The organism is Kibdelosporangium philippinense, assembly GCF_021390435.2.
GTDB lineage: Bacteria > Actinomycetota > Actinomycetes > Mycobacteriales > Pseudonocardiaceae > Kibdelosporangium > Kibdelosporangium philippinense.
Genome location: NZ_JAJVCN010000002.1, coordinates 2,784,130 through 2,810,145, shown reverse-complemented (window position 1 = coordinate 2,810,145; position 26,016 = coordinate 2,784,130). Strand labels below are relative to the sequence as shown.

Here is a 26,016-nt window from a genome sequence, read left to right as displayed (position 1 = left end):
CTCAGGGCCAGGGGGAGGCCAGGGTGAGTGCGTTTGTGTGCCAGTTGGCCGCGTCGGGCGCCCCGAGATAGAGGCCGGTGGTGTGGCGTCGCGGCTGGTCGAACCAGAAATCCAATCCGCGGTCGTCCGTGAAGGACACGCCGACGACTTGGCTGGAGTCGGCTGGATCGTGGACCGTCCTGCTTCGCACCTGGGTACTCACGAAACCGACACGGTCTCCCCGTGCATTCCGCCCGGACAAGGCGACCAAGGGCCGCGCCACGAGTTTGCCCTCGGCCGGGTTCCAGTCGCCGGCCGGCGTGGTCCATGGCTCGGCTGGGCGACGGCCAGTCCCGCCGACCGTGACGAACCTGCCTGCTGTCACACGGCTCAGTGCGCGACCGTCTGTTCCCAGCCCGTACTCGAAAGACCCCTCTGGCGCGGTCACCTCCACCTTGAACACTGCCGCCAGCACGTCCGCGACGCCACCGGGCAAGCCTGTGTCACAGGCTAACAATGTCAGTGTGGTGTTGGTCTTGGTGAGTATGCCCAAGTCGACCAGCACTCGCCCGAATACCACCGGGAGAACGGTCAGCTTGTCCTTGCCGACTGTCAGTTCAACAGTGTCACGACTGCCGTGCACGTCAACGACATTGGCACTCCTTCTCTCGGCTGCCGACAGGAACTCTTCGAGGATCTCCGGATCACCCTGAACAAATGTGGTCGCCACCAGGCCCTGCTGGGATCGGATCTGCTTCCGCCAGACCTGATCGGCTCTGAACACACGCTTCGTACCGTCGTCGACGGTTCCCAAGTACCCGGCCTTGGCCAGCAGCTTGTGCGCTGTGCTCACGTTCCCTTCGGCGATCGATTGCCATACCTGAAGAGCGAGATTCAGTCGGATCGTGGCAGAAAGGTCAGTTCGTTCTGGCATGCCGAACTGCGCCCACAGTTTCAACATCTTGGCGAGACTCACCGTGGCGTCTCGCGCCTTGTCCGCTCCCTGATCACGGAAAATGTCATTCACCCGGTCGGCGACGACTGCAGTTTGCCGTTGCCCCAAACCGGAGTCCGCCAGCTGTGTGAGCACGCCATGCCGATCGAAAAGACGACGTACCGCAGCCGTTGGTGCCGGGCCTGCCCAGGAAACCTCCGTGCGAATGGAAAGGGCGTTGTCGGCATTTACCTCGCCGAGCTTGAGCATGCTCTTCAGTGGTTCTGGCAGGTTGTCCTGGATCACCCGACCGCTGATGCCACGCTTGGCCAGGACCACTTCCCGAGGATCCGGGACATGGTGATTGTCACGCAACAGGCGAAGCACCGCGGTCCACACCAACGCTGAATGTCCCACGCCGGATTCCACTACATCGCGCACCGACGCCAGATCCAGCACCCCATCACCCTGCAACCGCGAAACCAACGACTGAAAAACATTCGAAACCCGGTCAACCACACTGAAAAGGGGAACCGTGTCCGCATAGTGCTCGCGCAGCGGCTGATTCTTGTGAACCCAGCTCGGCAGCTGAGCGAAAACATCCGGCAAGGTCGGATCGTCGCCCGGCACCGAACGGCCGAAGCCTATCCATCGACCGCCGCCGGAGATCGTCGTCGGCGGATGAGGTTCGAAACCCATCGCGATAATATCGCTCGGGGCGAACAGAATCAGGTTTTCGTATCGCCTCCTGAGGGCGGCCCAGGTGTCATAGGCCACCCCTGCCAACCCACCGACCTCCACCGCGGAACACATCATGAGACTCACTGAGCTCAGTGGGCCTGAATACTGCGGGAAGGCGTGGGTCTGCAGCATCAACGCCGCAACTGTCGCCCCATCGATGAACACTTTCCGGCCATGCGTCAGTCTGACGACACCATTTCGGCCGCCGGGCTGTCCGTGCATGACGAGGTAGAACGGCTTTCCTGTCACCCGCGCAGTCCATGGCGAGGGGAGCATGAGCTGGTCAGTGTGCAGCTCTGGAAATTCCCGGCCAAGATGCAGAGTGGTCATGTCTCGCCGCGAGCGCGGCAACCAGTTCGCAATGGCCCGGTTCAAATCGGCAGCGAATGACACACCGACAACCTGATCCTTGGCTACCGGGTCATAGATGGTGCGCTTTTGTACCTGGTTGCTTACGAAGACGACCGTCTTGCCGTCCTCGTCCCTTCCTTTGAACATCGAATAGCGAGAACGAATGGCGAGTTTGTCAGGAGCAGGCTGCCAATCCGAGCTTGATGTCGTCCATAGTTCGATAGGCCGAATACTGGCCCCGGCAACGGCGAACCATCCCTTTCCGCCCACTCGTGTCACTGCACGGCCGTCAGTTCCGAGACCGAACTCGACGCGTCCCGCGGGTGCTGTCACCTCCCATGGGAACATCGATGACATCACTTCCGCAAGACCTCCGGTAAAACCTGCATTAAAGGCGAACAATGTCAGCTTGCCGGTTCCCGGTGTCATAATGCCGAGGTCGACAAGCAGCCGCGCGAATACTGCCGCGTGGACTGACATCTTTTCTCCGGCCACGGTCAGATCGACGGTATCGTAATGACCGTGCACGTCAACAACGTTCGTGTTCTTATTTCCCGCCACCGCGAGAAACTCGTGCAATATCTGCGGCTCCTCGGGCACAAACGTGACCGCGACAACGTTACCACCGTCGTCCCGTACAGTGTTCTTCCAGACGTCGCCCTTCTTGAACACCCGACGTGTGCCGTCGCTTGCTATGCCGGTATACACCAACTTGGACAGGGACAGGTGGACATTTTTTTCATTCCCCGCCTCGATCTGGCGCCACATCTGCAGGACAAGATCGGCCAAGGTCGCACCCGTGACGTCCGCCCAGTCCGGCAAACCATAATCCGCCAGGAAATCCAAGGTGCGCGCGAGACTCTTCACCAAATCCCGAGCCTTGTCCCGGCCGGAGTTGACCAGGCGGTCATTCAGCAGGTCGGCAACATAAGCGGCCCATCGTGGGCCCAGCCATGCATCCCGGAGTTCGGCGCCTTCTGCCAGAAGCATGCGCCGTATCTCGGGGAGTGGGTTCTGGCCCGCCCAGGAGACTTCGGTGGGTGTCTCGCCGATATTGAGCATGCCCTTGGCCTGCTCCGGCAGGTCGAGCCGGTCCACCCGGCCGGAGGCCGGATCGAGCTTGGTCAGGATCACTTCCCGGGGCTCGGGGAGAGCCCGATCGTCTCGCAGCCCGCGCAGCAGTGCGCTCCATACGATGTCCGTGTGTCCAAGGCCGGACTCCACGACATCTCGTACCGACAGCAAGTCAAGGACGTGGTCCTGCTTCAGTCTTTCAGTCAGTACGGGGAGCGCCTGCGCGACTCGGTCAACCGCGGAGAACAGTGGAATCGTTGCCACGTAATGCTCTCGTAGCGACTTGTCTTTATCCGGCCAACTCCGCCTGTTGGTCAGAACTTCCTGCACCGTCGGGTTGGTCCCAGGTGCGACGCTGCCAAGCCCGACCCATCGGCCACCGCCATGAACAACGGTCAGCGGACCACTGGCCACCTCATCGCCCAGGATGCTGATTCCACTGCTTGGCGCGAACAGCGCGAGATCTTGGTGGTGTTCCCGCAGAGCTGTCCACACATCGAACGCGAAGCCCGCTGTGTCGCCGATGGCCGCCGCGTCGTCGACAATCAGTACCATCGCCTGCAAACCACGCGGGAGCTTGGTGAAATCAACCGTTGTCCGCACGAGTTCCGCGACAGTTCGACCGTCGACGCGCACAGTTCGACCACCATGCAACAACAGGGCACCCAGCCGCCCGCGGCCGGCCTCGTCGTTGACGCCGTTCATGTGCAGGTAGAACGGATTGGCCACGCCCGGAAGTTTCCACGGCGATGTCATGGCCAGCGTCGCGGCTTCCCGGTTGGCCGGATTCCCGAGATACAAACCTGTCATATCGCGCCGCGGCCGGGCAAGCCACTGCTCGAGACTCGACTCATCCACAAAGGACATACCGGTCGGCTCGCCACCACCCGCCGGGTTGTGCACCAGCCGCATCCGCACATCGGCGCTCTGGACATGGACGGCGTTGCCATCCTCGTCCCAGCCTCGGTACTGCGCACGCGATGTCAGCCTCTTGGGATTCCATCGTACGCTGTTCGGTATCCACTGCTCGGCAGCCTGACGACGAGACCGTTCGACAGTGACCCATTTGCCCGCAACCCGCATCAGCGGACGGTCATCTGTCCCCATGCCGTACGAGACGCGCGTCTCCGGCGCTGTGATCTGCCAAGGGAACACTGCTGCCATCTTGTCCGCGACGCCACCTGACATCCCCGTAGCACAGGAGAACAAGGTCACCTTGCCGCTCTTGGTGTCCATCAGCCGAAGCGCTGTCAGAACATGCGCGAACGCGAAACCGTCGACGGAGAGCCGCTGCCCCTCCACTGTCAGCTCAACAGCGTCGCGGCTACCGTGTACGTCCACTACCGTGGTTTCGCTGTCGGGCGTTGCCGCGAGGAACTCGCTCAACAACGTTTCTCCACCAGGCACGAAGGTCACTGCGACCACACGGCCCTCAGACCTGATTTCCTTGTGCCATACCAATTGCGGGGTGAACGCCAACTGCTCGCCGCCAGGTGTGGTCCCCACGAAGGTGGACGGAGCGAGCACCTCCCGCACCATGTCCTCGTTGCCGTTCGCCACTGCTCGCCACGCGTCCATAACGAAATCCGCAACATGTTCCGCTGCGGCATTCGCGCGCTCCGACAAACGGTATTGCTGTACAAGCTCCAACGTCCGTGCCAGGCTGGCCACCCGTTCCACCATCGTGTCAGGCCCGTGCTGGATGAGCCCGTCATTTACGATGTCGACCAGACGAGCAGCCCACCGCTGGCCAAGCCCAGCATCCCGCAACACTGCCAGAACTCCGTGCAGGTCAAGCTGGGCACGCACGTCCGGCAACGGATTCGGTGCGGCCCAGCGAACCCGGTGAAGGCCTGCGTTGCGCGGGGAGCCATCCGCCATCGACTCACCGATCGCGAGCATGCCGATGGTCTGCTCCGGCACACGGACATCGCTGTGCACGCGATCGCCCGGGTCCCACTCGGTCAGGTTCACAAACTGTGGCTCCGGCAGACGCTTGTCGTCCCGCAACGCCCGCAACGCCGCCGTCCACGCCACCTCGGAGTCACCCAATTGGTCTTCTACAGACGGCAGATCCAGCACCCGATCCCGCCGCAACCGATCGGCAAGCATCGAAACGGCCCTCGACACTTGATCGACCGCGGCGAACAACGGAACCCGCCGAGCGTAGTGATCCCGCACGATCGCAGGTTCGTTCCGCCACGCGGGCAACTCATTCAGAACTTCCCACACGGTCGGGGTCTCACCCGGCCATGGCGCCGGATCGGCCGCCCAACGCATCTCCGAGAGGCCGACATACCGCGGTGCACTACCCGCGTACACATCACCAATCTCGAGCATGCTCTTGGCCCGCTCCGGCACATAGACATCGCGGTACACACGCTCGTCCGGATCCCACTCGGTCAGGTTCACAAACCGCGGCGCCGGCACATTCTCGTCATCCCGCAACACACGCAGCGTTGCCGCCCAGACGACCTCGGAGTCAGCCAACTCCGCCAGCACCGACGGCAAATCCAGCACCCGATCCCGCCGCAACCGATCGGCAAGCATCGAAACGGCCCTCGACACTTGATCGACCGCGGCGAACAACGGAACCCGCCGAGCGTAGTGATTCCGCAGGTTCTCGTTCTTCGCGGACCATTCCGGCAACTGACTCAGAACATCCCACAGGTCGACCACATCACCTGGCGCCGACGCCCCGAAGCCGACCCAGCGGCCGCCATCCACAATTCTCGTCGGATTGCCGACGATGTCATATCCCCAGGAGAATATTTCACTGGGCGCGAACAGCACGACCCCGCGATGCCGCTCTCGTACGGTCTGCCAGACATCGAACGCCAACCCCTCTGAGTTGCCCAGATGCGCGGAGGAGCAGCTCATCAGGACTACTGACCTCAGCCGCCCCGCATAGCGTCCAAACGCGTCCGTCTCGTGTACCAATGCCGCCAGCGCCGCCCCGTCCAGCAACAGCTCCCGGCCGTTCAGCAGATTGACGATTCCATACCGGCCGTTGGGGGCGCCATGGGTCCATACGTAGAACGGCCCACCCAGCCCACGCATCGTCCATGGTGACGCAACAGCGAGCGTCTCGGTCTGCGCGTCCGTGAAAGCCTTGTCCAGGTGCAGCACCGTCGTATCCAACCGACTATAGGAACCCCACGCCGCGATGAGCTCGCTCTGGCTGGCGTTCATGAACGAAACAGCGACAGCCCGTCCATCGGACCGAATGGTGCGCGCTCGCACCTGACCACTGGTGAACCGATGCACAGGACCATCAGCCGTGTCCCGGCCTTCGAACGTCTCATACGGCGAACGAACCGCCAACCGCCCCCGCACCACCACCGAATCAGAACCCAGCCCCACCCGCGGCACAGCGGCCCGACGGCCAGACCGGTCCACAGTCACCCACGAACCACCGCCAGGCGACCGCAATACCGCACCACCATCCATCCCGACGCCGTACTCGATTCGTCCCTCCGGCGCGGTCACCTCCACCGGGAACACCGACGCCAACACTTCCGCCACACCACCAACAGCCCCCGCGTCGAACACCAGCAACGTCACCCGGCCACCCGCCGGACCCACCACACCCACATCAACCAACAACCGCGCGAACACCGCTGCGTGGACCCACAACCGCCCACCGGCGACCGACAGTTCGACACTGTCATGATGGCCGTGCGCATCGACAACCCGACCTCCACCATTACCCGCCACGCCCACGAACGCCCGCAACGCATCCGGCTCATCGGACACGAACGTCATGCCAACGACATCGCCATCCTCGTTCTCAACCGGCAGCTTCCACACCGCGTCAGCCGCGAACACCTGCCACACACCATCACGCGTCACACCGGCATACCCGAACTCGGCAAGGCGCTGGTGCGCAGCCCCCCGGCTCCCCTCCAGCACCAGGTTCCATACCTCGACAGCGAGATCGGCCTTGACCGAACTGTCCACATCCGCGCGGCCCAGCACGCCGTACTCCGCCAACCAGTCCATTGTGTCCGCAAGACCGGCGACGACCGCGGGCACCCGATCTACACCGAGCCGCTCGGACAAGTCATTGGCTATGTCGACCACTCGTGCAGTCCATCGCGCACCAAACCCGGCTTCGTGCAGCTTGTTCCACACGCGTCGGCTGCTAAACTCGGCAGCCACCTCGGGTTTCGGTTCGGCATCAGCCCAACTGGCATCGACCTGGAGTTTCTCAGCCGGATCCAGCTCCTTGTCGTAATCCAACATGTCGTCGGCCGACTCAGGCAGCGAAACCTCCTCAAGCCGGCCAGTAGTGCCACTCCGTTCGGCCAGTACGGCCTTCGTGGGCTCCGGCACATCCGTACCGTCTCGCAACACCCGCAACACTGTCGTCCACAGTGCACTGTCTGAACCAGACTCTACGACGTCTCGCACCGACATCAGATCCAGCACGCCATCACGTCGCAGCCGCTCGGCCAGCGCACGCACAACGAGGTCCGGCCGCAGCGCGTTTTCGGCCAGTTGAGCCATGTTCAGGACTTGGCCGGTGTCGACCGCTTCCGGCCCCCGCTGTTCGGCCAGCAGGACCACGGCCTCCTGCCGCACGGCGGCGATGTCCAGTACCACATTGACATCCGTGTCACCGGTGATCGCCCAGCGCACCAACTTCCGCTGAACCGACGCGACAAGGTCCTTGGCGGACGACGCGACCGGCTCAGCGCGCAGCCACTGCACAAGATCCAGCAGAGACGACACCGCCTGAACGATCTTGCTGTTCGCCACCTTGCGCAACGCGGCACCCACTTCGCCATCCGCGTGCTGGATCGCCTCGGCCCAGTCATACGCCGACTGCTCCCAATCGCCGACTTCTTCCAGCATGTCGCGCAGCCGGGCCTCCGGCACAGCGCCATACCCGATATGGCGCAGCTCGACCAAGACCAACGGAAGTCCGTCGCCACCTTCGTCGACGTCAATCCCGTTGTTTTCGGAGTCGTCATCGTTCAGGAGCGGAAGCATTCCGATCACGTCCTTCATCGCGACCGGTTGCTTGCCCAGTGACTGCAGCGTTTCCGACCCCAACAGGACAGTCTCAAGGAACTCGCCGACAGTCCTGTCCTCGTTTGCCATCGTTACCGACAGCGGATCACTGTGACCTGAAGCCAGCTTGAGCCGCTCTTCGGACATGTCCGACAGCACATCCTGGAACCCCTTCAGGAACGTGCGCGCACTCGCCGGTAGCGGAAGGTCCGTGAACGACGCACGAACGGCCGCCGCGACATAGTTCTTGATCACGATCCTGGAGTCGACACTGTGCAAAACTGGCGCAAGGGCATGCACAAGCGCGAAGGCGACATATCCGCCGAGCGCGTTAACGTCTGCCAAGCCACGAAGCACGGCGCGTGGTGGATGAGGCAATTTCCCACGCAGATGCCAGTCAACGAACATGGCGACAACGTCGTCGGCGAACTCAAGGCCGTGCCGCAGAACATCCGCCATTGTCGGGAAAGGGGTGCGCTCCTTGACCTTTTCCAGGAACCCCCACAGCCCTTCCACCGGAACACCCACGGTGAGCTGCGTATAGCTCGACCGGCCGTCCGCAGAGTGCTCGGTGCCACCGATCGTCGCACCGCGAGCCTCATCGAAGATCACGTACCCGGCACTCTCCGGGAACACGCCCTCGAACGGAACCTGCTCTCTACTGCCGTTGGCCGACCGGTACATCCGCGCACGAGCGTCCCGTACTCCCGCGAGAACAGCCTCCGGAGCGGGACGTCCATCATCACGACGACGCAGGTTCCGCATGGGCTTGGTGCGTATTTCGACGATCTGGATCTGTACGCGTTCGGCCACGGTGGCACCGGCGGCTACCAGAGCTTTCTCGTTGTCAAACAAGCGCTCATCGGTTGCCAAATAGGCGAAAGCATCCTCGACGAGGATGTCCAGAATCCCCGGCAATCGGGCCAACACCTTACCGTGCTTGACATTCAGGCCCGGCCTTAGAATCACCCGGTGCTTGATCTCCTGCTCGGCACCGATCGCGCGCTCGTGCCACTCACCCAGCACCGGCGTCCACTCCGCACTGTCAAGCGCTGTGGCAGCCAGACCGGGCTGTCGCTGCCCGAACAAGACGACCGTGATCCAGTTGCCGTCGGCGATCCGGAGAGCCGGGCGAACCACGTGCTGGTCGCTCAGCAGGCCATACCCGAGAGCACCCTGCGGCGCTGACAACTGGAAGGTCGGGAACTGCGGCCATATCCTCGCGGCGATCACGTCCACCGCGCCGAAACCGGTGTCGCACGCGAACAACAGGGCCGGACCGGGCGATACCAGCCGCAGCTCCAGCAACAATCGCGCGAACGTGTCCGGATTGACGGACAACGGCACGAAGTCCTCCGGTCGTTCGGCACGTACCCACAGCTCCAGCCCGTCCGCACGGCCATGCAAGTCGTAGACCGAGAATCCCGGTGTCGCGGACAACCCGCCAAATTGCACGAACCGTTCCAACGCATCCGGCTCGGGCCGCACGAACGACACCGCGACGACACCGTCCGTGTCCAGCGCGACGACCTTGTGCCATACCTGACCAGCCGTGAACCACGTCGTGCCAGCAGGCCCACCCACGCCCGAGTACCACCCAGCCGCCGGCAGCTCGCCCACAGCCAAGCCGCCATCACCGACAAACAGGTCCATGCCGTCCGTCGGAGGTCCGCCGGGACCCTCGCCTGCGAGCTCCCTCGGCAACCGATCCACGTCCATGTTGCTGTGGTTCGGGCTGCTGTCGACCGCTGTGCCCGCGCCGCCGTCCATTGCTGTTCGCGGCAGGTAGGCAGCAAAGTCACCGAACAACGTGGGATCGACCTCGGTGGGTCGCTGTGGCCGGGCCGTGATCCGCACCCGCCGGTAGATCCACTGGTGATCTCCAGAATCCAGAGCGGTCTTGGCCGATGGTTCGGCTACGCGGGTCCGCAGGCCGAACGTCGCACGCGGTGTGACGTGCCCGGCGCGTTCCAGAGCCCGCACCAACGCCTCTCGCGCCGCGCGAGCCCGCACCCGGCCTCCTTCGGCGAAGCCGTCCACCACGACGCGCCAGTGCACCGGCCTGCCATCCTGCTCGGATGGCAGGCCGAGTAGTGCGGCCGCGAGTTGATCCGTGATCTCCTTCGACACGACCAGCGCTTGTGGACTGAACGGCAGGAACAAGTCCCATCCAAGAGAACCGCGTCCGACATCCACCGCCCGAAGCTGATGTGTCTCGGCCATCGACAGCCTGCTGAACCGGTAGAAGCCGATAACCTCGCCAACGAGCGCCGCTGTGTCGTCCGCTGTCTGGACGAACCGCCCCACCAGTGCTTTCGCCATCCAGTCCGCTTGATCCGGGCCGGGTGCCAGCGTCGGCGTCCTCTTCTGGAGTTCGGCGGCGAGTTCGCCGACAAGGACCTTCCGCACATGCTCACCGAACTCGGTGCGGGACCCGAAGGTGGCCACGACCAGCCGGAAACTGGCCGACACCAGCCCGTTGCCCGCATCCGCCAGATCCGTTCGGTCCAGGAACTGTTGCGCGACACGACGCAGTTCCAGTCGATCCGGGCTGAAACGCGGGTCGTGTCTCGGAACCGCCCGAATCGACGCCGTGTGATCTGGACGCCTGCCCCAATCACGACGCACGACGTCGGCAAGGTCGTCTTCGCCTGGAGGAGGCACCTGAACCCGGGTGGCGACCAGACGCATCTGTCGTCCGGCCACGGCTTCCCACGAATCTGTGCCGCGGTCAGCCCACAGTTCGCTCATGTCGTCCGTGGCGCGGTTGTTGTACGTCAGCGCGACATGGGAGGGCCACAACCTGCCCGGCTCGACCGCCCGTGCCGCCCATGCCCTGACGTCGAGCCCGAATCCCTCGGCCGTCACGATCCATGTGATCGGTATTCCCTGGTCGTCCACTTTGGGCAGGATGCGGTACAGGCTGGCCCGCAACCGGGTTGCCAACCCGGTGTCCGATTCGCTCTCCGGAAGCAACACGTCCCAGTGCGGCGCACCGTCAACACCAATGGACTCGCGTAGATCACCTTCCACCGGAATATGTTTCCCGTCCAACGCCACGCTCTCGGCGAAAAGGGATTCTGTGTCCACTTTATACTCCGGCGCCAAGTCGGTCACCCGCGCACCCGCCAGCTCCGCGCCGGCACGCGACCACATCCGCACAGGTGCCCACTCAGGACCTTCGAGCACCGGGACCATCGGGTTGGCCTGCGTGCGTCCCGATGGACCGGTGGTCGCCACCCACATAGTGCCGACCCCGCTGACCATCAGCGTCGGCTTGACGTCCTTGTTCCGGTTCTCCACGAAGCCGAACTCGAGGCGGCCTTCCGGCGCGATCAGCTCGAAGTCCGGAAACCAGGTACGGATCTGCCCCGCGGCCACGTCCGCGACGCCACCAAGGACGCCAGCCTCACAGGAGAACAACAGCGCCCGGCCACCGTGCACGAGGTCGAGATCGACCAACAGCTGAGCGAAGACATCCGGACCGACCGACAGCTCATTGGTGCCGACAGACACTCGCACGGTTCCCCCGCCGCCGTGCACGTCGATCACCGGTATGTCCACAGTGTCCGCCGCCGCGAGGAACCTCTCCAGGGCATACGGCTCGTTCTTCACGAACGTCACGGCGACAGCATCACCAGACCGCGCTTGGATCTTCCTCGCCCACACCTGACCAGCCGTAAAGTACGTCCGCACGCCCGAAGCGGTCACGCCCTCATATAGCGCGGCCTCCTCCGGTGTCCCCGGTGGCGCCACCACACCCGGCCGAACATCCTCAAGAGCGAACAGATCGAATCGGTCGATCATGGTGACCGAATCCGCTTCGACCTCGACCGCACTGTCGCCCAGCAGCTCCCGCGCCGCATCAACATCGCCGGTCACCGCGAACTGCCACGCGCGCACGACAAGGGCCACGACATCCTCGGTCCCGAGGTCGGCATGCGCCAGCAACCCGTACTGCCGGACAAGCTCCACGGTCTGCGTGAGACCCGGCGCGATTTCCGGCATCGTGGTCGGGCCGTGCCGTTCGACCTGGTCGTTCACCATGTCGACCAGACGCGCTACCCACCGCTGGCCCAGTCCGATGTCCTGCAGCGCCGCACCGACCGCGTGCAGATCAAGCAGCTCGCGCACCTCTGGCAATGGATCCGGCCCCGCCCAGCGAACGTCCCGGACACTGGTGTCCCCAGCAGGCTCCGCGATCTGCAGAATCCTCGCGGCCTGCTCCGGAATATGGACGTCGGTGTGCACGCGATCAACCGGGTTCCATTCGGTGATGATCACCCGCTGCGGCTCGGGCACATCCTCGCTGTCCCGCAACGCACGCAGAGTTGCCGTCCATATGACCTCGGAGTCACCCAACTCCTCAAGCACCAACGGCAGATCCAGCACCCGGTCGCGCCAGATCTGTTGCGTCAACGTCGAAACAGCCCTCGCAACCCGGTCAACCGCATCGAAGAGCGGAATCGTCCCGGCATAGTGCCGGCGCAGCGCATCATTTTTGTCCGGCCAACCTGGCAACTGGTCCAGAACATCCAGCACGGTCGGATTGGCACCCGGTGCAGGTGCACCGAAACCTACCCACCGGCCGCCGCCACGGATGAAGGTCGGCGGCTGACTGGTAAGTGTGTGCAACCAGCCCAGGGTCGACATGCCCAGCCAGTTGCTTGGCGCGAACAACACCACACCTTCATGCTGATCCCGGATGGCTTTCCATACATCGAACGCCAGCCCCTCCGAATCACCCAGCGACGCCGAGTGGCAGCTCATCAAGACCACAGACCTCAGCGGCCCCACATACCGCTGAAAAGCATCGCTCTCGTGCACCAGCGCGGCCACCGTCGCCCCATCCAGCAACAGTTCTCGACCGTCCAGCAATTTGACGTTTCCGACCTGACCGCCGACCTCGCCATGCGTCCACACGTAGAACGGCCGACTCAGTCCACGCATCACCCACGGCGACGGGACGGCGACCGTCTCCCGCTCCGTGCTGTCGAATTTCATGCCGAGGCACAGAGCAGTCGTGTCCTGCGTGATCGGCAGCCAACGGGCAACCTGGTCGTTCTCGCTGAAATCGATGAACGACAGGCCCACAACCCGCTCAGCGGATGCCGAGTCTTCAATGGTGCGGGCCCGCACCTGAGCGCTGGTGAAGTGGATCAGTTCGCCGCTGTTCTTGTCCCGGCCTTCGAACACCCGGTAAGGCGACCGTACCGCCACGGTGCCTCGCGCCAAAGCCAGCTCTGACCCCGATTCGATCCACGGTGCGGATGCCCGACGACCGGACTGGTCCACGGTAACCCATGAACCGCCGTCCGTGAGCCGCAAAACCGCACCACCGTCGACCCCAAGCCCATACGTCACCCTGCCTTCCGGCGCGATCACCTCACCAGGGAATATCGACGCCACAGCATCCGCGACACCACCGGAAACCCCGGTGTCAAAAGCAAGCAATGTCACCTTGCCACCCGCCGGGCCCGCGACCCCCAAATCAACCAGCACGCGCGCGAACACCACGGCGGGAACGAACAACAGTTTCCCACCGACCGACAACTCGACAGTATCGTGATGGCCCTGAACGTCGACGACTGTTCCACCACCATTGCCCGCCACCGCAACAAAAGCATCCAACGCATCAGGCTCATCGGATACAAACGTCACGCCAACCACGTCACCATCCGCGGACGTGACTTCTTTCCGCCATACATCATCAACCACAAACGGCCGCCATACTCCGGCGCTTGTCACCCCGACGTATGAGAAGTCAGCGATACGCTCATGCGCGGCCCTATTTTCGCCGCCTGCCAACAACGCCCACACGTGGACAGTAAGGTCCGCCCGAACGTCGGTGTCGATGATCCCGCGGCCGAGCAGCCCGTACGCGTCCAGCAATCCCAAGGTCTCGGTCAGTGTCCTGACCGACCACGACACCACATCGGGACCGAATCGCGCGAGATGGTCATTGGCCATGTCCGCGATGCAAGCGGCCCATCGCTCACCGAAGCCGGCATTCTCCAGCTTGGCCGCAACATCGTACAACCCGAACTGGGCCGCAACCAAAGGCGCGGGCTTCGGCCCTGCCCACCGGGCCTCCATCCATGCCCGCGAGTCCTCTTCATCCCAGTGCGCTTCACCCAGCTCGAGCATGCTCACGGCCGACTCCGGAAGGGAGACCTGGTCAAAACCGCCGTCAGGATTCGAGCCCCCGATGATGACCTCACGGGGTTGCGGGACAACTGTGCTGTCCCGCAATGTCTTGAACACGGCAGTCCACATGTCGTCCGCGCGGTCCGGATCCGAATCGACGGCTTGCCGCACGGACAGCAGGTCCAGCACACCGTCGCGGTGCAACCCCTCGGTCAGCGCAGCGCTTACCAGGTCATGTCGCAACGTCTCTTCCGCCAGCCGAGCGGTGTTCACAACGTCGTCGGTGTCATCACCTGCCGGCAGATCCGGCTGCGCGGACAGCAGTTCGCCTGCCTCCTGCCGCAGAGCCGCGATGTCCGATACCAGCCGGACATCCGTATCACCGGTCATCGCCCAGCGCAGCAGGTTCTGCTGAACCAGCACAAATGGATCCACGTTGTCGCGGGGGACGGGGTTCTCTCGTAGCCGCAGGACCAAATCCATCAGCGACGCCACAGCCTGAACGATCTTGTTGTCCGCCACCGCGCACAGCGCGGCGCCCACGTCACCATCCGTGTGCTGCACTGTCTCAGCCCACTCGTACGCTTGCCGTGCCCCGTCGCTGACGTCCCCAAGAAGCTTGCGAAGCCGCTCCATCGGCATCGCGCCGTACGCCACATGACGGAGCTCGACCAGGATCAACGGGTGTTCGAAGGCACCACCGTTGGTGTCCGGCTCATCCTCGATCGACGTCATTCCGATGACATCGAACATGTCGACCGGTGACGTACCAATCGCCTTGAGTCGCTCTGGTCGGACCAGAACAGTGTCCAGGAAGTCCTGGATAGTCAAACCGCCCTTGTGGAGCTCCAGGTTCAGCGAACCAGGATCGTCATCAGGGGGCTTAACCGCCTTGTCGATCTTGGCCGCGACCATGTCAGCCAGAACATCCTGGTTGTTTTCCAGGAAAGTACGCTCCTTCTCCCGCAGTTCGATGGCAGTGAACTGGGTACGAGCCGCCGCTGCGACATAGTTCTTGACCAGCACCCGCGCTTCCGGATGGGTGCGCTCGTACGCGACTGCCGCGACCGCTTGCGTGAACGCGAACGCGATGTGGCCACGGATCGCATCCACTTCAGCCAGCCCGGCGAGCACCCTCAATACCGCCTTCGGCACCGCATGGCCCACATGCGTACGGACGAACAACTCGGCGGCATCGTCACCGAGCTCGAGACCATGCCGCAAGTATTCACGCGTCTGCCAGTTGACCGTCAGGGTGTGAGCCAATGCCAGGAACCGCGCCAGTCCGTTCACTGGAGCGCCCGCCGTGAACTGCGTATAGCTCGACCGGCCATCCTCCGTCTGCTCGGTGCCACTGATGATCGCGCCTTCAGCGATCTTCTCGAGCACGAACCCGGCGCTCTCCGGAAACACTGTTTCGATCGCGACGTGCTCCCTGCTGTTCTTGGCCGCTTCGTGCAGCCGCCGACGGACGTCTTGCAGCGCCGCCAGAACAGTCTCCGGGTCAGGCCTGCCGGTATCGCCAGGCAGTATTCGCATGGGTTTGGTGCGCACTTCGATGGCCTGGATCTCGACGGCGCCGTTCTCAGCCAGAGTGGCCCCCGCGTTGTTGAGATCGTTGAGCGTCTCGAACACGCGGCCATCAGTCGCCAGAAACGCGGGGACATCCTCCATCAAGATGTCCAGCACGCCCGGCAGCGACGCGAGCAGCAAACCATGCGTGAAGTTCGGCATTACGGCAAGGATCACCCAGTGCTTGATCTCCTGCTCAAGACCGATCGCCCTGCGGCGGAAGTACTCCCGCACTTCTGTCCACTCAGGACCTTCGAGCGCGGGGGCCATGCCCCGCATCCCCTGTCGCGACCCGTGCACGGTGACCCACGTGTCACCGTCGATCAGGACAGTCGGGCGAATCTCCCCGGCCCGATTGCTCACCAGGCCGTACTCCAGCCCGCCAGCCGGCGCCGACAGCTCGAAGCGCGGGAACGTCATCCGCACCAACGACGACACCACATCCACCGCACCGGGAGTGGCATCACATGTGAACAACCATGCCGGGCCGGACGACACCAGTCCCAGATCCAGCAACAACTGGGCGAACGTCGCCGGCGTGACGGACAACCGCCGACCACGTACCCACAACTCGAGCTCACCGGCACGACCATGCAAATCGTAGACCGAGACGCCCGGAGACTGGGCGGTACCACCGAACTGGATGAACCGTTCCAGCACATTCTGTTGGTCCCGCGCGAAAGTCACCGCTACGGCACCGTGTGCGTCACGCGCGACTACCTCGTGCCACACCTGTCCGGCCGTGAACCACGTCCTAGCGCCGGACCTGCCCGTATCCGAGTACCACGGACGGTCCGATAGCCCTTCGATATCGGCCGAACCGCCAAGTATGTCCTGTGCAGCACTGATATCGGGAGCCGGGCTGGTGAAGCCGACCATCACGGTCTTGGGATCTCTGCGCCGCAGTGCTGACCAGACATCGTGGATCGATCCCAGTCCGCCGGAACACACCATGTACATCACCGAGGTCGTGGCGGACTCGAGCCGGGCCAGCGCGCTGGAGCGGAGAATGAGCTCCCCCATGGTGTCCGGTGTGATCAACAGCGACTCGCCTGCCACTTCGACCCGCAGCAGGTTTCCCGCGTGGACTCCGGTCCTCCTGCCGTGCGCGAAGACATAGAACGGCTGCCCCATCCCCGGCAGGCTTTCCGGGCTACGCAGCGACAACGAGCGCACCCTCCACTGAGGACCATCACTCGGGTCCAGGGTGAGCGCCGTCCGCTCTCGTTCTGCGGACGGCAACCGGAGCCAGGTCTGCGCCTGGATGTCGCGCGCGAAGCTCACGCCCGCAATGCCCTCCGCGTCGTCACGGACCGGCCGCATCCAGACCTCGCCGAGAGTGAAGGAGCGATATCCGCCCTTTCCGTCCTCTTTGTAACCCAGGAACACATCGCCTGGATCGGTGTCGTCGGCCATCTGGACGTCGATCGCCGCAGGAACCACCGTACCCGGCTGGGTGTCCTGGGCACGCAGATCGACGAGAGCGGCCGCGTGCTGTTCGGCAGCCGCGCGGTCATGCGAGTCATACGTCCCATGCAGCGCGTCCATCAGCTTACTCAGCTTGACGATCGCGTTGCCATCGTTGGGATCCGCGAGCGTCTGAGCGACTAGACCACTGTGGACAGCGACAGCAAGAACGTCGGCGCGAGCTGAGCCATCACCCGCGGTGATGTCCTGGACCAATAGCCGCACGTTGTGGTTGAAGTACCTGTGCGCCAATGGGTTGGTCGTGTATTCCTGCAGGAGTTTCTCCAGCACGTTGTGCTCGGCCAACAGATCGAGAGCCTTGGCCGTGCGTGCGGCCAGCCGGACCGCCGCCTCAGGATCGGTGTTCAGCGACTCCATCGCCACGCCGTCGACCAGATCTGTGATCACCGCGGCACGGACCTGCGGGGACAGCGCGGTGCGGCCCATCAAGTCGTCGATGACGACGAGGGTGTCGAGCACTTCGAGTGCCCTGGCACTGGACTCCGCCGCGGTCTGGGCAGCGGCATGACCCGCCAGCCTGCCCCATTGGTCGATCTTGGCCAGAATCGCCCGCATGACCTCGGTAGCGACGTCCGGCTGCGGGGCGGCCGCCAGAATCCGGTCAATTCCGTTGAGCGTTGCCAGATCAGTCGCGGACTGCGTGGCGGTCCGGGCCAGCTTGGTGCTTTCATCCTGGGTAACCCACGTGGATCCGGACGTCAGGAGCACAACGCTCATCGGGATGGCTGTCTCGGTCTCGTCGGCGCGAGACTCGTAGGTCATGGCGGAGTTGTCGCCGGTCGTGGCGTGCACCCGGCGAGGACCGCCACTGGCGACCATGCCCCGCACGAAGCCGTCGATGGTGGTCACGCCGACGTCGTTCGCCCGCCCAGCCTGGTAGACCAGCAACGTCACCGACTCAAGTCGTGGACCACCTGCGGCGATGAAGGGCCCGGACTCGAAGACAACCTGTGCAAGGGTCTCGCCATCGACGACAACGCTCAGACCATCGGTGAGCACCAGCGTGGTGCGACCGGCAAGTCCATGAGCGACGACGAAGTACGTGCCGTTGTCACGGGCGAATGGCGCCCAGTCCGACGTGTGCGCACGCGGGAAGTCCCGTTCCCACACCTCTATCTCGTCTGCGGTCTGCGGTAACTCACCGTCGGCCGAGACCGACACACCTCGCAGACCTTCTCCCCAATCAGCGCGCTGCTCGACGTCCTCCGGTGGCATGGAGACAGCGCCGATGACCTTGTTGTTGACGTCCTTGAGCGAGACCCAGTCGACCTCGGTCGCGGCGAACCAGACGGTCTGCCCGTCCACGTGCCCCTCGAAACGGCGTTCTTGCACCGTCGCATGGCCCGCGTTGTCCGGCGAGCCGGTTTCCGCACTGCTCGGACGCTCCCACCACCAGCCCGGTACAGGCTGGTACTGAGGATCGACTGCCGGAGGATGCGGCCACACGCCCGTGTTCCCCGCCCTGTCAACGGTGACCAATGTGCCAGGGTGCGAGATCCGCAGCGTCGGGACGACGTCGTCTGCCGCATTGCGCACGAAACCGAACCCGAGCTTGCCCCGTGGCGCCGACAGCGTGAAACGCGGGAACACCGTCCGCACTTCGGCAGCGACCAAGTCCACCGCGGCGAAACCGGTGTCACACGCGTAGAGCACTGCCCAACCGTTGCCAGCCAACCGCAGGTTCAACAACACGTTCGCGAACACTTCCGGCGAGATGGACAGCTGCTCACCGCCGACTGACACCCCGAAGCTATGTGTTGCGCCGTGCACGTCGTAGACGAACGCCCCGTTCGTCTCCGCGACACCACCAGCCGCCAAGAAACGCTGCAACGCTGTCGGTTGGTCCGCGACGAACGTCACGCCGACCGGACTGTCGTTCGTGGATTTGACCACCCGGTGCCATACCTGCCGGCTGTGGAACCACCGCACCTCGCCCGCGCCGTCCCAACCGAAGTGCGTGGTCCACCGCGCCGGACGGATCCGCAAGCCAATATTGGACTCGAAGCCAGGCTCGGTGAACTCCCATAGCCCCGCGGCCATCGGTGGCAGGCTGACCGATCGTTCCACCCCGGTGAACGAATCAATCTCGCTGGTGATCACCCCGCCGAGCCGCGGCAAGCCAGGCGTCTGACGCAACTTCGTGAGCGCCGCAGTCCACACCAGATCCATGTGGCCGGTGTCGTCGTACGACTCGGCTACGCGCTGCGCCTGCAACAAGTCCACCAGGCCGGACGTACGGTAGCCAGCGATCAGAGTGTCAGACAGCGACACTGCCCGATCGACCACCGAGAACAACGGAAGGCGAGCCGCGTAGAAGTCGCGAAGTTCCTTGTTCTTCCCAGACCACCCCCACATCTGTGCCATAACCTGGTCAATGGTGGGAACCTGCCCAGGATCAGCCGGGCCGCCAAGGGACGTCCACGTTCCTCGCTGTATGACCGAGTAACGCCTTGCGGAGTTCTTTGAAACGCTCAGCGTTAGCTTTCCAGAAGCCGCGTTGACGACGATATTGGGATAGACTTCCCTGATTTCCTGATAGAAAAGGCGCGCCACGCCGTTATCCGGATCGGCAGCTGCGTCACATATCAGCAACGTGACGGAACGCAGCTTCCCCGCATCCACAAAATCCTTGAACTCTCGTGACGACATCACCAGACGAGCGAGCACATCACCGTCCAGATGCTGCCTACGGAGGTCCGCGCCGGACCCACCCGACGGGCGGATCGAGGAATTCCATGAGTGGATCCAGACCCGGGCTTGCATGCCCGGGACACCATCGGTTTCCTTACCATGAGTATCAACAAGGAAGACACCGTCATCCGTAACACCGGGGGATGACAACTGCAGACGCTCGGAGTCGGCCCATGACCCCGTGATAACCAAGTCGGTCAGACCGGTGTCACGAGCCGAAGCAAAAACGTGACTCGTGTCCAGCTCCTCCTGGTTCACCAGATAACTCACGCCTACGACAGAACCGTCAGGACCGGTCAGCGCATGAGAGAAAACCTGCTCGTGGACAAAGTATTCCGTTTCCCCATCGTGATCGACACCCCGGTAGACGTCTGGTCGCGGAGCAGTGGGTGCGGCATCCAAACTCTCCAGCAAGAAGTATTCATGTTCGAACGCACCCCGCAGATACACCGCCAGCCGAACGGCGTTGCTCTCCGGGTTCCGCGTCCCCGCGTCCATGTACAGCTGCTCGGCAACCAAGTCGACAAAACCGGAGTAGAGGTCGGCATCGCCAAGGTCGCCGGATTCACAACGCGGACCGTGATAGCGCTCGACAATCCAGCCAGCCCTGGGAAGCATGCGTTCGAAGGCACGGCCACCCCTCGCGACCCGGGCCATCTGCCGCTTCCAGGCCGGTACGTCGGAGAGGTCCTGCGGCCAATGCGTGGGGCGAACGTTTGTTGTGCGATCCACCGGGCGCGGCCCGGTCAGATCCGGCATGACACCCGACGACGACCTGATCGCAGCCGCCGGAACTCCGATCAAAGGCTGACGCCACCGCGTGGGAAGGACCTGTGTGCCGTCGGGGGACCTGTAGCGATCACCTGTGACGGTCAGCAACCGTTCCACCGACGACGGCAGCGCGACTTGCCGGACCACCTGCTTGCCGGAGCCGAACTCACCGATGATCACCCCGGCGAGTGGCGGCATGTCCGGCGTCCTGCGCACCATCGTCAGGGCAGCGCCCCACACCGCGGAGGCATGCCGGACACGGCCGTCGGTCCGCACCTCCGCATAGGCATTCCGCAAATCGAGAATGCCCGACCGCCTAAAATCGTTCAGCAACGTGTGATAGAGCGAGACGGCCCGGTCAACCGCGGTGAACAAAGGAACTCGAGCCGCGAAGAACGCACGAAGCTCCATATTTCTGGCATGCCACCCATCCATCTGCGCCACAACATCGGCAGTGGAGGGGTCCCGATCGGGAGACGTCTCGGCGCCGTAAGAAATCCAGCTCCCCTCCCACAGGGTAGGAAGACGCTGGCCGTGGGTCACCGTGGCGGCCACAATGTCAGTGGGCGCGTGCACCACGATCCCCGGATAGGCTCGCTTCATTTGCCGATAGAAACGATACGCCATGCCCCTGTTCTGATCACCGGCAGCGGAACACACCAGCAACGTGACAGAACGCAGCTTCCCAGCAGCCACAAAAGACATGAACTCCGGCGAGGACATCACCAGACGAGCGAGCGTGCCACCGTCGGTATGCTGTTTACGCTGGGCCACATTCGCAGTATCCGACGACCTGGTCGAGCCATTCCACGAACGAATCCACAGCGAGGCAAGGCGCAGGCTGCCGCCGCCGGAATCAACAGCGCCGTGGGCATCGACAAGGAAGCTCCCGTCACCCGCGATGCCAGCGGACGGTATGCGCAGCGGAGCGTATCCAGCCCGATAGGCCAAGGTGGTGTGGTTGCTGATGCCAGCAGAAGCGAAAGTTCGACTCTGTGCCAACTGTGTTTCGTTCACCAGGTAGCTGACGCCGACCACAGAACTATCAGATCCGGTCAGCGTATGTGAAACGACACGGTCACCGGTGAAGTATTCGGTTACCCCTGCCTCGTCATCGACACTCCGGTAAACCGCCCGCCGTCCACTGACGTGATCTGGTCGCCCCACGTACATGTGCGCGAACGCCCCACGCAGGTATACCGCCAAGCGGCGAGCGTTACCCTCGGGATCCGCCTTCCGCAAATCCATGTGCAACTGCTCAGCGACCAAGTCGACAACACCCGAGTAGACGCCGGCATCGCCCGCCGCATCGCGCGGGCCGTGATAGACCGCCACGATCCGCTCGGCCCTCTCGACCATGCGCGCGAACGTCTGCCGAATCACGTGTGCGCGGTCCATCTCCTCCTGCCACGCCGTGGCATCAGCGATGTCACTCGGCCAATGTGCGGGACGACCGGTCCCAGCGTGGTTCGCCGTGCCTCGGTCGGCCAAGTCCGGCGTGATACCCGACGACGACCTGATCGCGGCCGCCGGAACTCCGGTCGAGGGCTGACGCCACTGCACGGGAAGGATCCGCGCGCCGTCGACGGCCGTATAGCGAGTGCCTGGGTTGATCAGCAGCGACGCGATCGACCGCGGCAAAGTGACAGACCGGACGACCTGCCCCCGGTGATCGATCTGACCGGTGATCACCCCGGTGAGCGGCGGCAAATCCGGATTGCCACGCAACTGTGTCATGGCGGCCGACCACACCACATCGATATTTCCCGCACCGCGAGCCGCCTCCGCCTCCTCGTGCGCGTTCCGCAAATCCAGAATGCCGGACGGGCTGAAATCGCTGACCAAAGTGCGGTAAAGCGAAACGGCCCGATCAACAGCGGAGAACAACGGAAGCCGCGCCACATAAAACGTCCGAAGCCTCGCGTCTTTACCACGCCACCCGCCCATCTGCTCGAGCACGTCCCGCACGGATGGGTGCTGGCCAGGAGAGGCGGGAGCGCCGAACGAGATCCAAATCCCTTCAGGTATAACAGGATGACGCCGACCGTCCGCCACTTCGGCCATGAGGTCCGCGGTGGCGCCATGGACTACGATATTCGGATAGGTCCGCTTGATTTCTTGATAGAAACGATGCGCCGGACCACTCGTGAGATCTGCTGCGGCATCACAGACCAACAGCGTGACGGCCCTCGGCTTCCCGGCAGCCACGAAAGATCTGAACTCCGGCGACGACATCACCAGACGAGCCAGAACGTCACCTTCGACGTACCGTTTATACTCGCCGGTATTCGCCGCACCCTGCGGATTAATCGAGGCACGCCGTGAACGAATCCACACTGTGGCGTGATCCAGGCCTATACCGTGGGTATCGACAAAGAAACTGCTTCCGTCAACAACGCCAGGAGACCGCATGGACAAAATGCGCGTCGACAAAATCCCTTCTGTCTCCGCATTCGCCTCCGGGAGGATCAGATCGGTAATGTCGCCGGGAGAACTCCGAGCAAACAGCTGACTGAACCTCAGCTGCGTTTGGTCCACCATGTAACTGACACCAACCGCAGAATAATCAGACCCGATCAGTGCGTGTGAAACAACCCGGTCACCAACGAAATAGTCCTTTTCCCCGCTTTCGTCAACACTCCGGAAAATTCCCTTCGATCCCCTGAGGTGAAGCGGACGCCCTGCGTACACGGAATCGAACGCGCCACGCAGGTATGCTGCCAGCCGGTCGGCGTCACCCTCCTGATCCGGCTTCCCCGCATCCAGGTTCAACTGCTCAGCGACCAAGCCGACAAAACCCGCGTACATATCGGCACCGCCGACCACCGATTCGGCGGCCCACCGTGGACCGTGATAGACCTCGACGACCTGCTCAGCCCTGGAAACCAGGTTGGCGGCGAACGTCTGCCGGACCTCACCGACCCGGACCATCTGCTTTAGCCAGGAATCCACGTCGGCGATGTCGCGGGGCCAATGCGAGGGACGATCTGACGCGGAGCTGTCCAGCATCCGCCGCGCCCATCGGCCGGTGAGCGGAGGCAGGTCGGAGCTCCAGCCGAGCCGGGTTGGCCGCACGGCCCCGTCGGCGGTCGGCGAATGTGTGCGCCAGCTGCCGCCGTTCTCGAAGAACCACTGCGCCACGCCGTCCTCGGTGATACCGAACCACAGGACGTCTGTCGGTGCGTGCACGACCGCGTTCCGGTGAACTTCACGGACAGCGGCCCAGAAGTCGGCGGAGAATCCACGCCTGCCCGCCTCGCAGGCCCACAACACGACCGGAACGCCTTGGGTCATCGCGGCATGGAAGCCCTCAGCGGCCAGCACGATCCGTGCCAAGGTGCGGCCGTCAGCCCACCAGCCCCTCGCGGCAGCAGTCGGCACCATCGCGTAGCGCTGCTGATCGACATGTGCGTCCACAAGGAACACACGCCCTTGCCACGGAAGCCGGGCCAATCCAGTCAGCGCCGCCGCTTGCGGACCGGCACCGAGCCATTCGCCGACGTCGACAACTCCAGGTCGCACAAAGGACACACCGGCGTTCGACCCATCCGGAGCCGTGACCGGCCTGCTCCATACCCGTTGATCTCCGACCAAGCGCACACGTCCGCCGTTGTGCGCCGAGCCCGGTTGCCCGATCACGCCCGGAGTAGCCACAGTGGACTGTCGCTGGTCCCTTGTCCGCAACGCGGCGGCCACTTGCTTGGCTTCGTCAGTGGAGTCGCCAGGGCGCAGAGAGCCGGACTCCACCATCCACGAACGCGTGCTCACGACTTCGGCGTAACGCCGGGTTTCCCGCCGCTGTCCAGGCGCGACACCGCTGTTCAGCAGCGCGTTGACCTGCTCGGTCAGCGCATGGCCGATGCGCAGCCGCAGCACCACATCGCCTGCCGCGTTCAGCGTGGCCTCATCGCGGGGATCGCCAGGCGAGGGCATCAGCTGCGTGGCTTGGAATCCCGCTGTGCTGAGAGTTTCCACGACCGATTTACTCAGGTCTCCGGTCTCGGCAAGCTGGAACAGCTCGCTTCGGACCTGCTCGAGCTCGTCAACACCCAGGATCGGGGCGCGCTCTGCTTCCCTGTCCAGCCGCGTGACCAGCTCAAGGAAGTCCGCCAAGATCCTGGTGTCCGGGTCAGCCATGACACGGTCGACGGTCGACTCGATACCGGGCGGCATGCTGTTCTTGCGTTGTGCCTCGGCGTACGCGGTCCGCTCCCACTGCGCCACCATGCGCAGGCCGGTCTCAAGTTGTTCTTCGGTCAGCGTGCGGTTCTCGACACCGGGAGGACGTACTTGGCGAAGCTCGATCAACAGCAACGGCAGGTCGATGTTTCCGTCGTTGGTGTCCGGCTGGAGGTAGTCGTTCTCGGTGTTCGCCCCCACACCGATACGCTGCCCGACCGGTATCCGCCCGGCCCGCAGCAGCGTGTTCACCGGCAACAGCGCCGTTTTGAGGTAGTCCAAGGACGTGACCGGGGGCATCCCAGGCGGTATGGAGGTCAACTCGACCGTGAGGACATCGAATTCCTTGGCAACCGGCCCTTCGAGTCCCAGCCTGGTCCAGATGACCTGCTCCAGGTCCGGGCGGTCGGCCTTCAGGCGTTCGACCAGCTTCGTGGCGATGTCCAGCCACTCGCTCTCGTAGTACTGCTGCGCACGCGGCGGTTGCGCGTCGCGAGCCACGGAGAACGGTTGCCTGAGCAGGTGGCTGACGTAGTTCTTGAGCAGTCCGTATTCCCTGGAGTACTCGTGTACCAGCTGCGCACCCACGTGCTGGTACACCGAGGCCAGATGGCCGCTGACGGCGCTCACTTCGGGCAGACCACCGGCCAGCAAGGCCTCGGTGGGGGTGACGTCCCGGCCGGTCACCCACCGCGTGAACGCGTCGCCCCGCTCGCGGCCGAACTCAAGCGCTTCCTTGTGCAGCTTCCGTGTCACGGGATTCCAGATATTCACTTCCTTGTGCAGGAAGTTGTTCAGCGCTTCGGCAGGCACCCCAGCCGTGTACTGGGTGTACGCCCGCCGCGGCGCACCATCCGCGACATCGAGGATCCCGAGGCCGACACCGAACAAGGTCACCCGAATCCGGCTTCCCGGCGGGAAAAGCCGCGTCAACGGCGTCGGCGTGCCGGGCACTTTGGCCGCCTGCGCCAGACGTCCGCGAGTCTCACGCAACGCCCATATCGCCGTGTCCTCACTGACTCGCCCACGGTCACCAATGCCGAGATACGCGATCGGTTTGACCCGGAGCTCCG

Annotated in this window: 1 protein-coding gene (only partly in view); it reads right to left on the bottom strand. The window is 63.7% G+C overall.

Annotated elements, in window-relative coordinates; all coding sequences use genetic code 11:
• Position 1: 1 nt before the first annotated feature.
• Positions 2-26,016, bottom strand: the 3' portion of a protein-coding gene (locus tag LWC34_RS31630; RefSeq protein WP_233728968.1) for a prolyl oligopeptidase family serine peptidase. It continues 21,625 nt past the right edge of the window; the window shows 26,015 of its 47,640 coding nt (coding positions 21,626-47,640); its start codon lies off the right edge, out of view; the stop codon is at positions 2-4.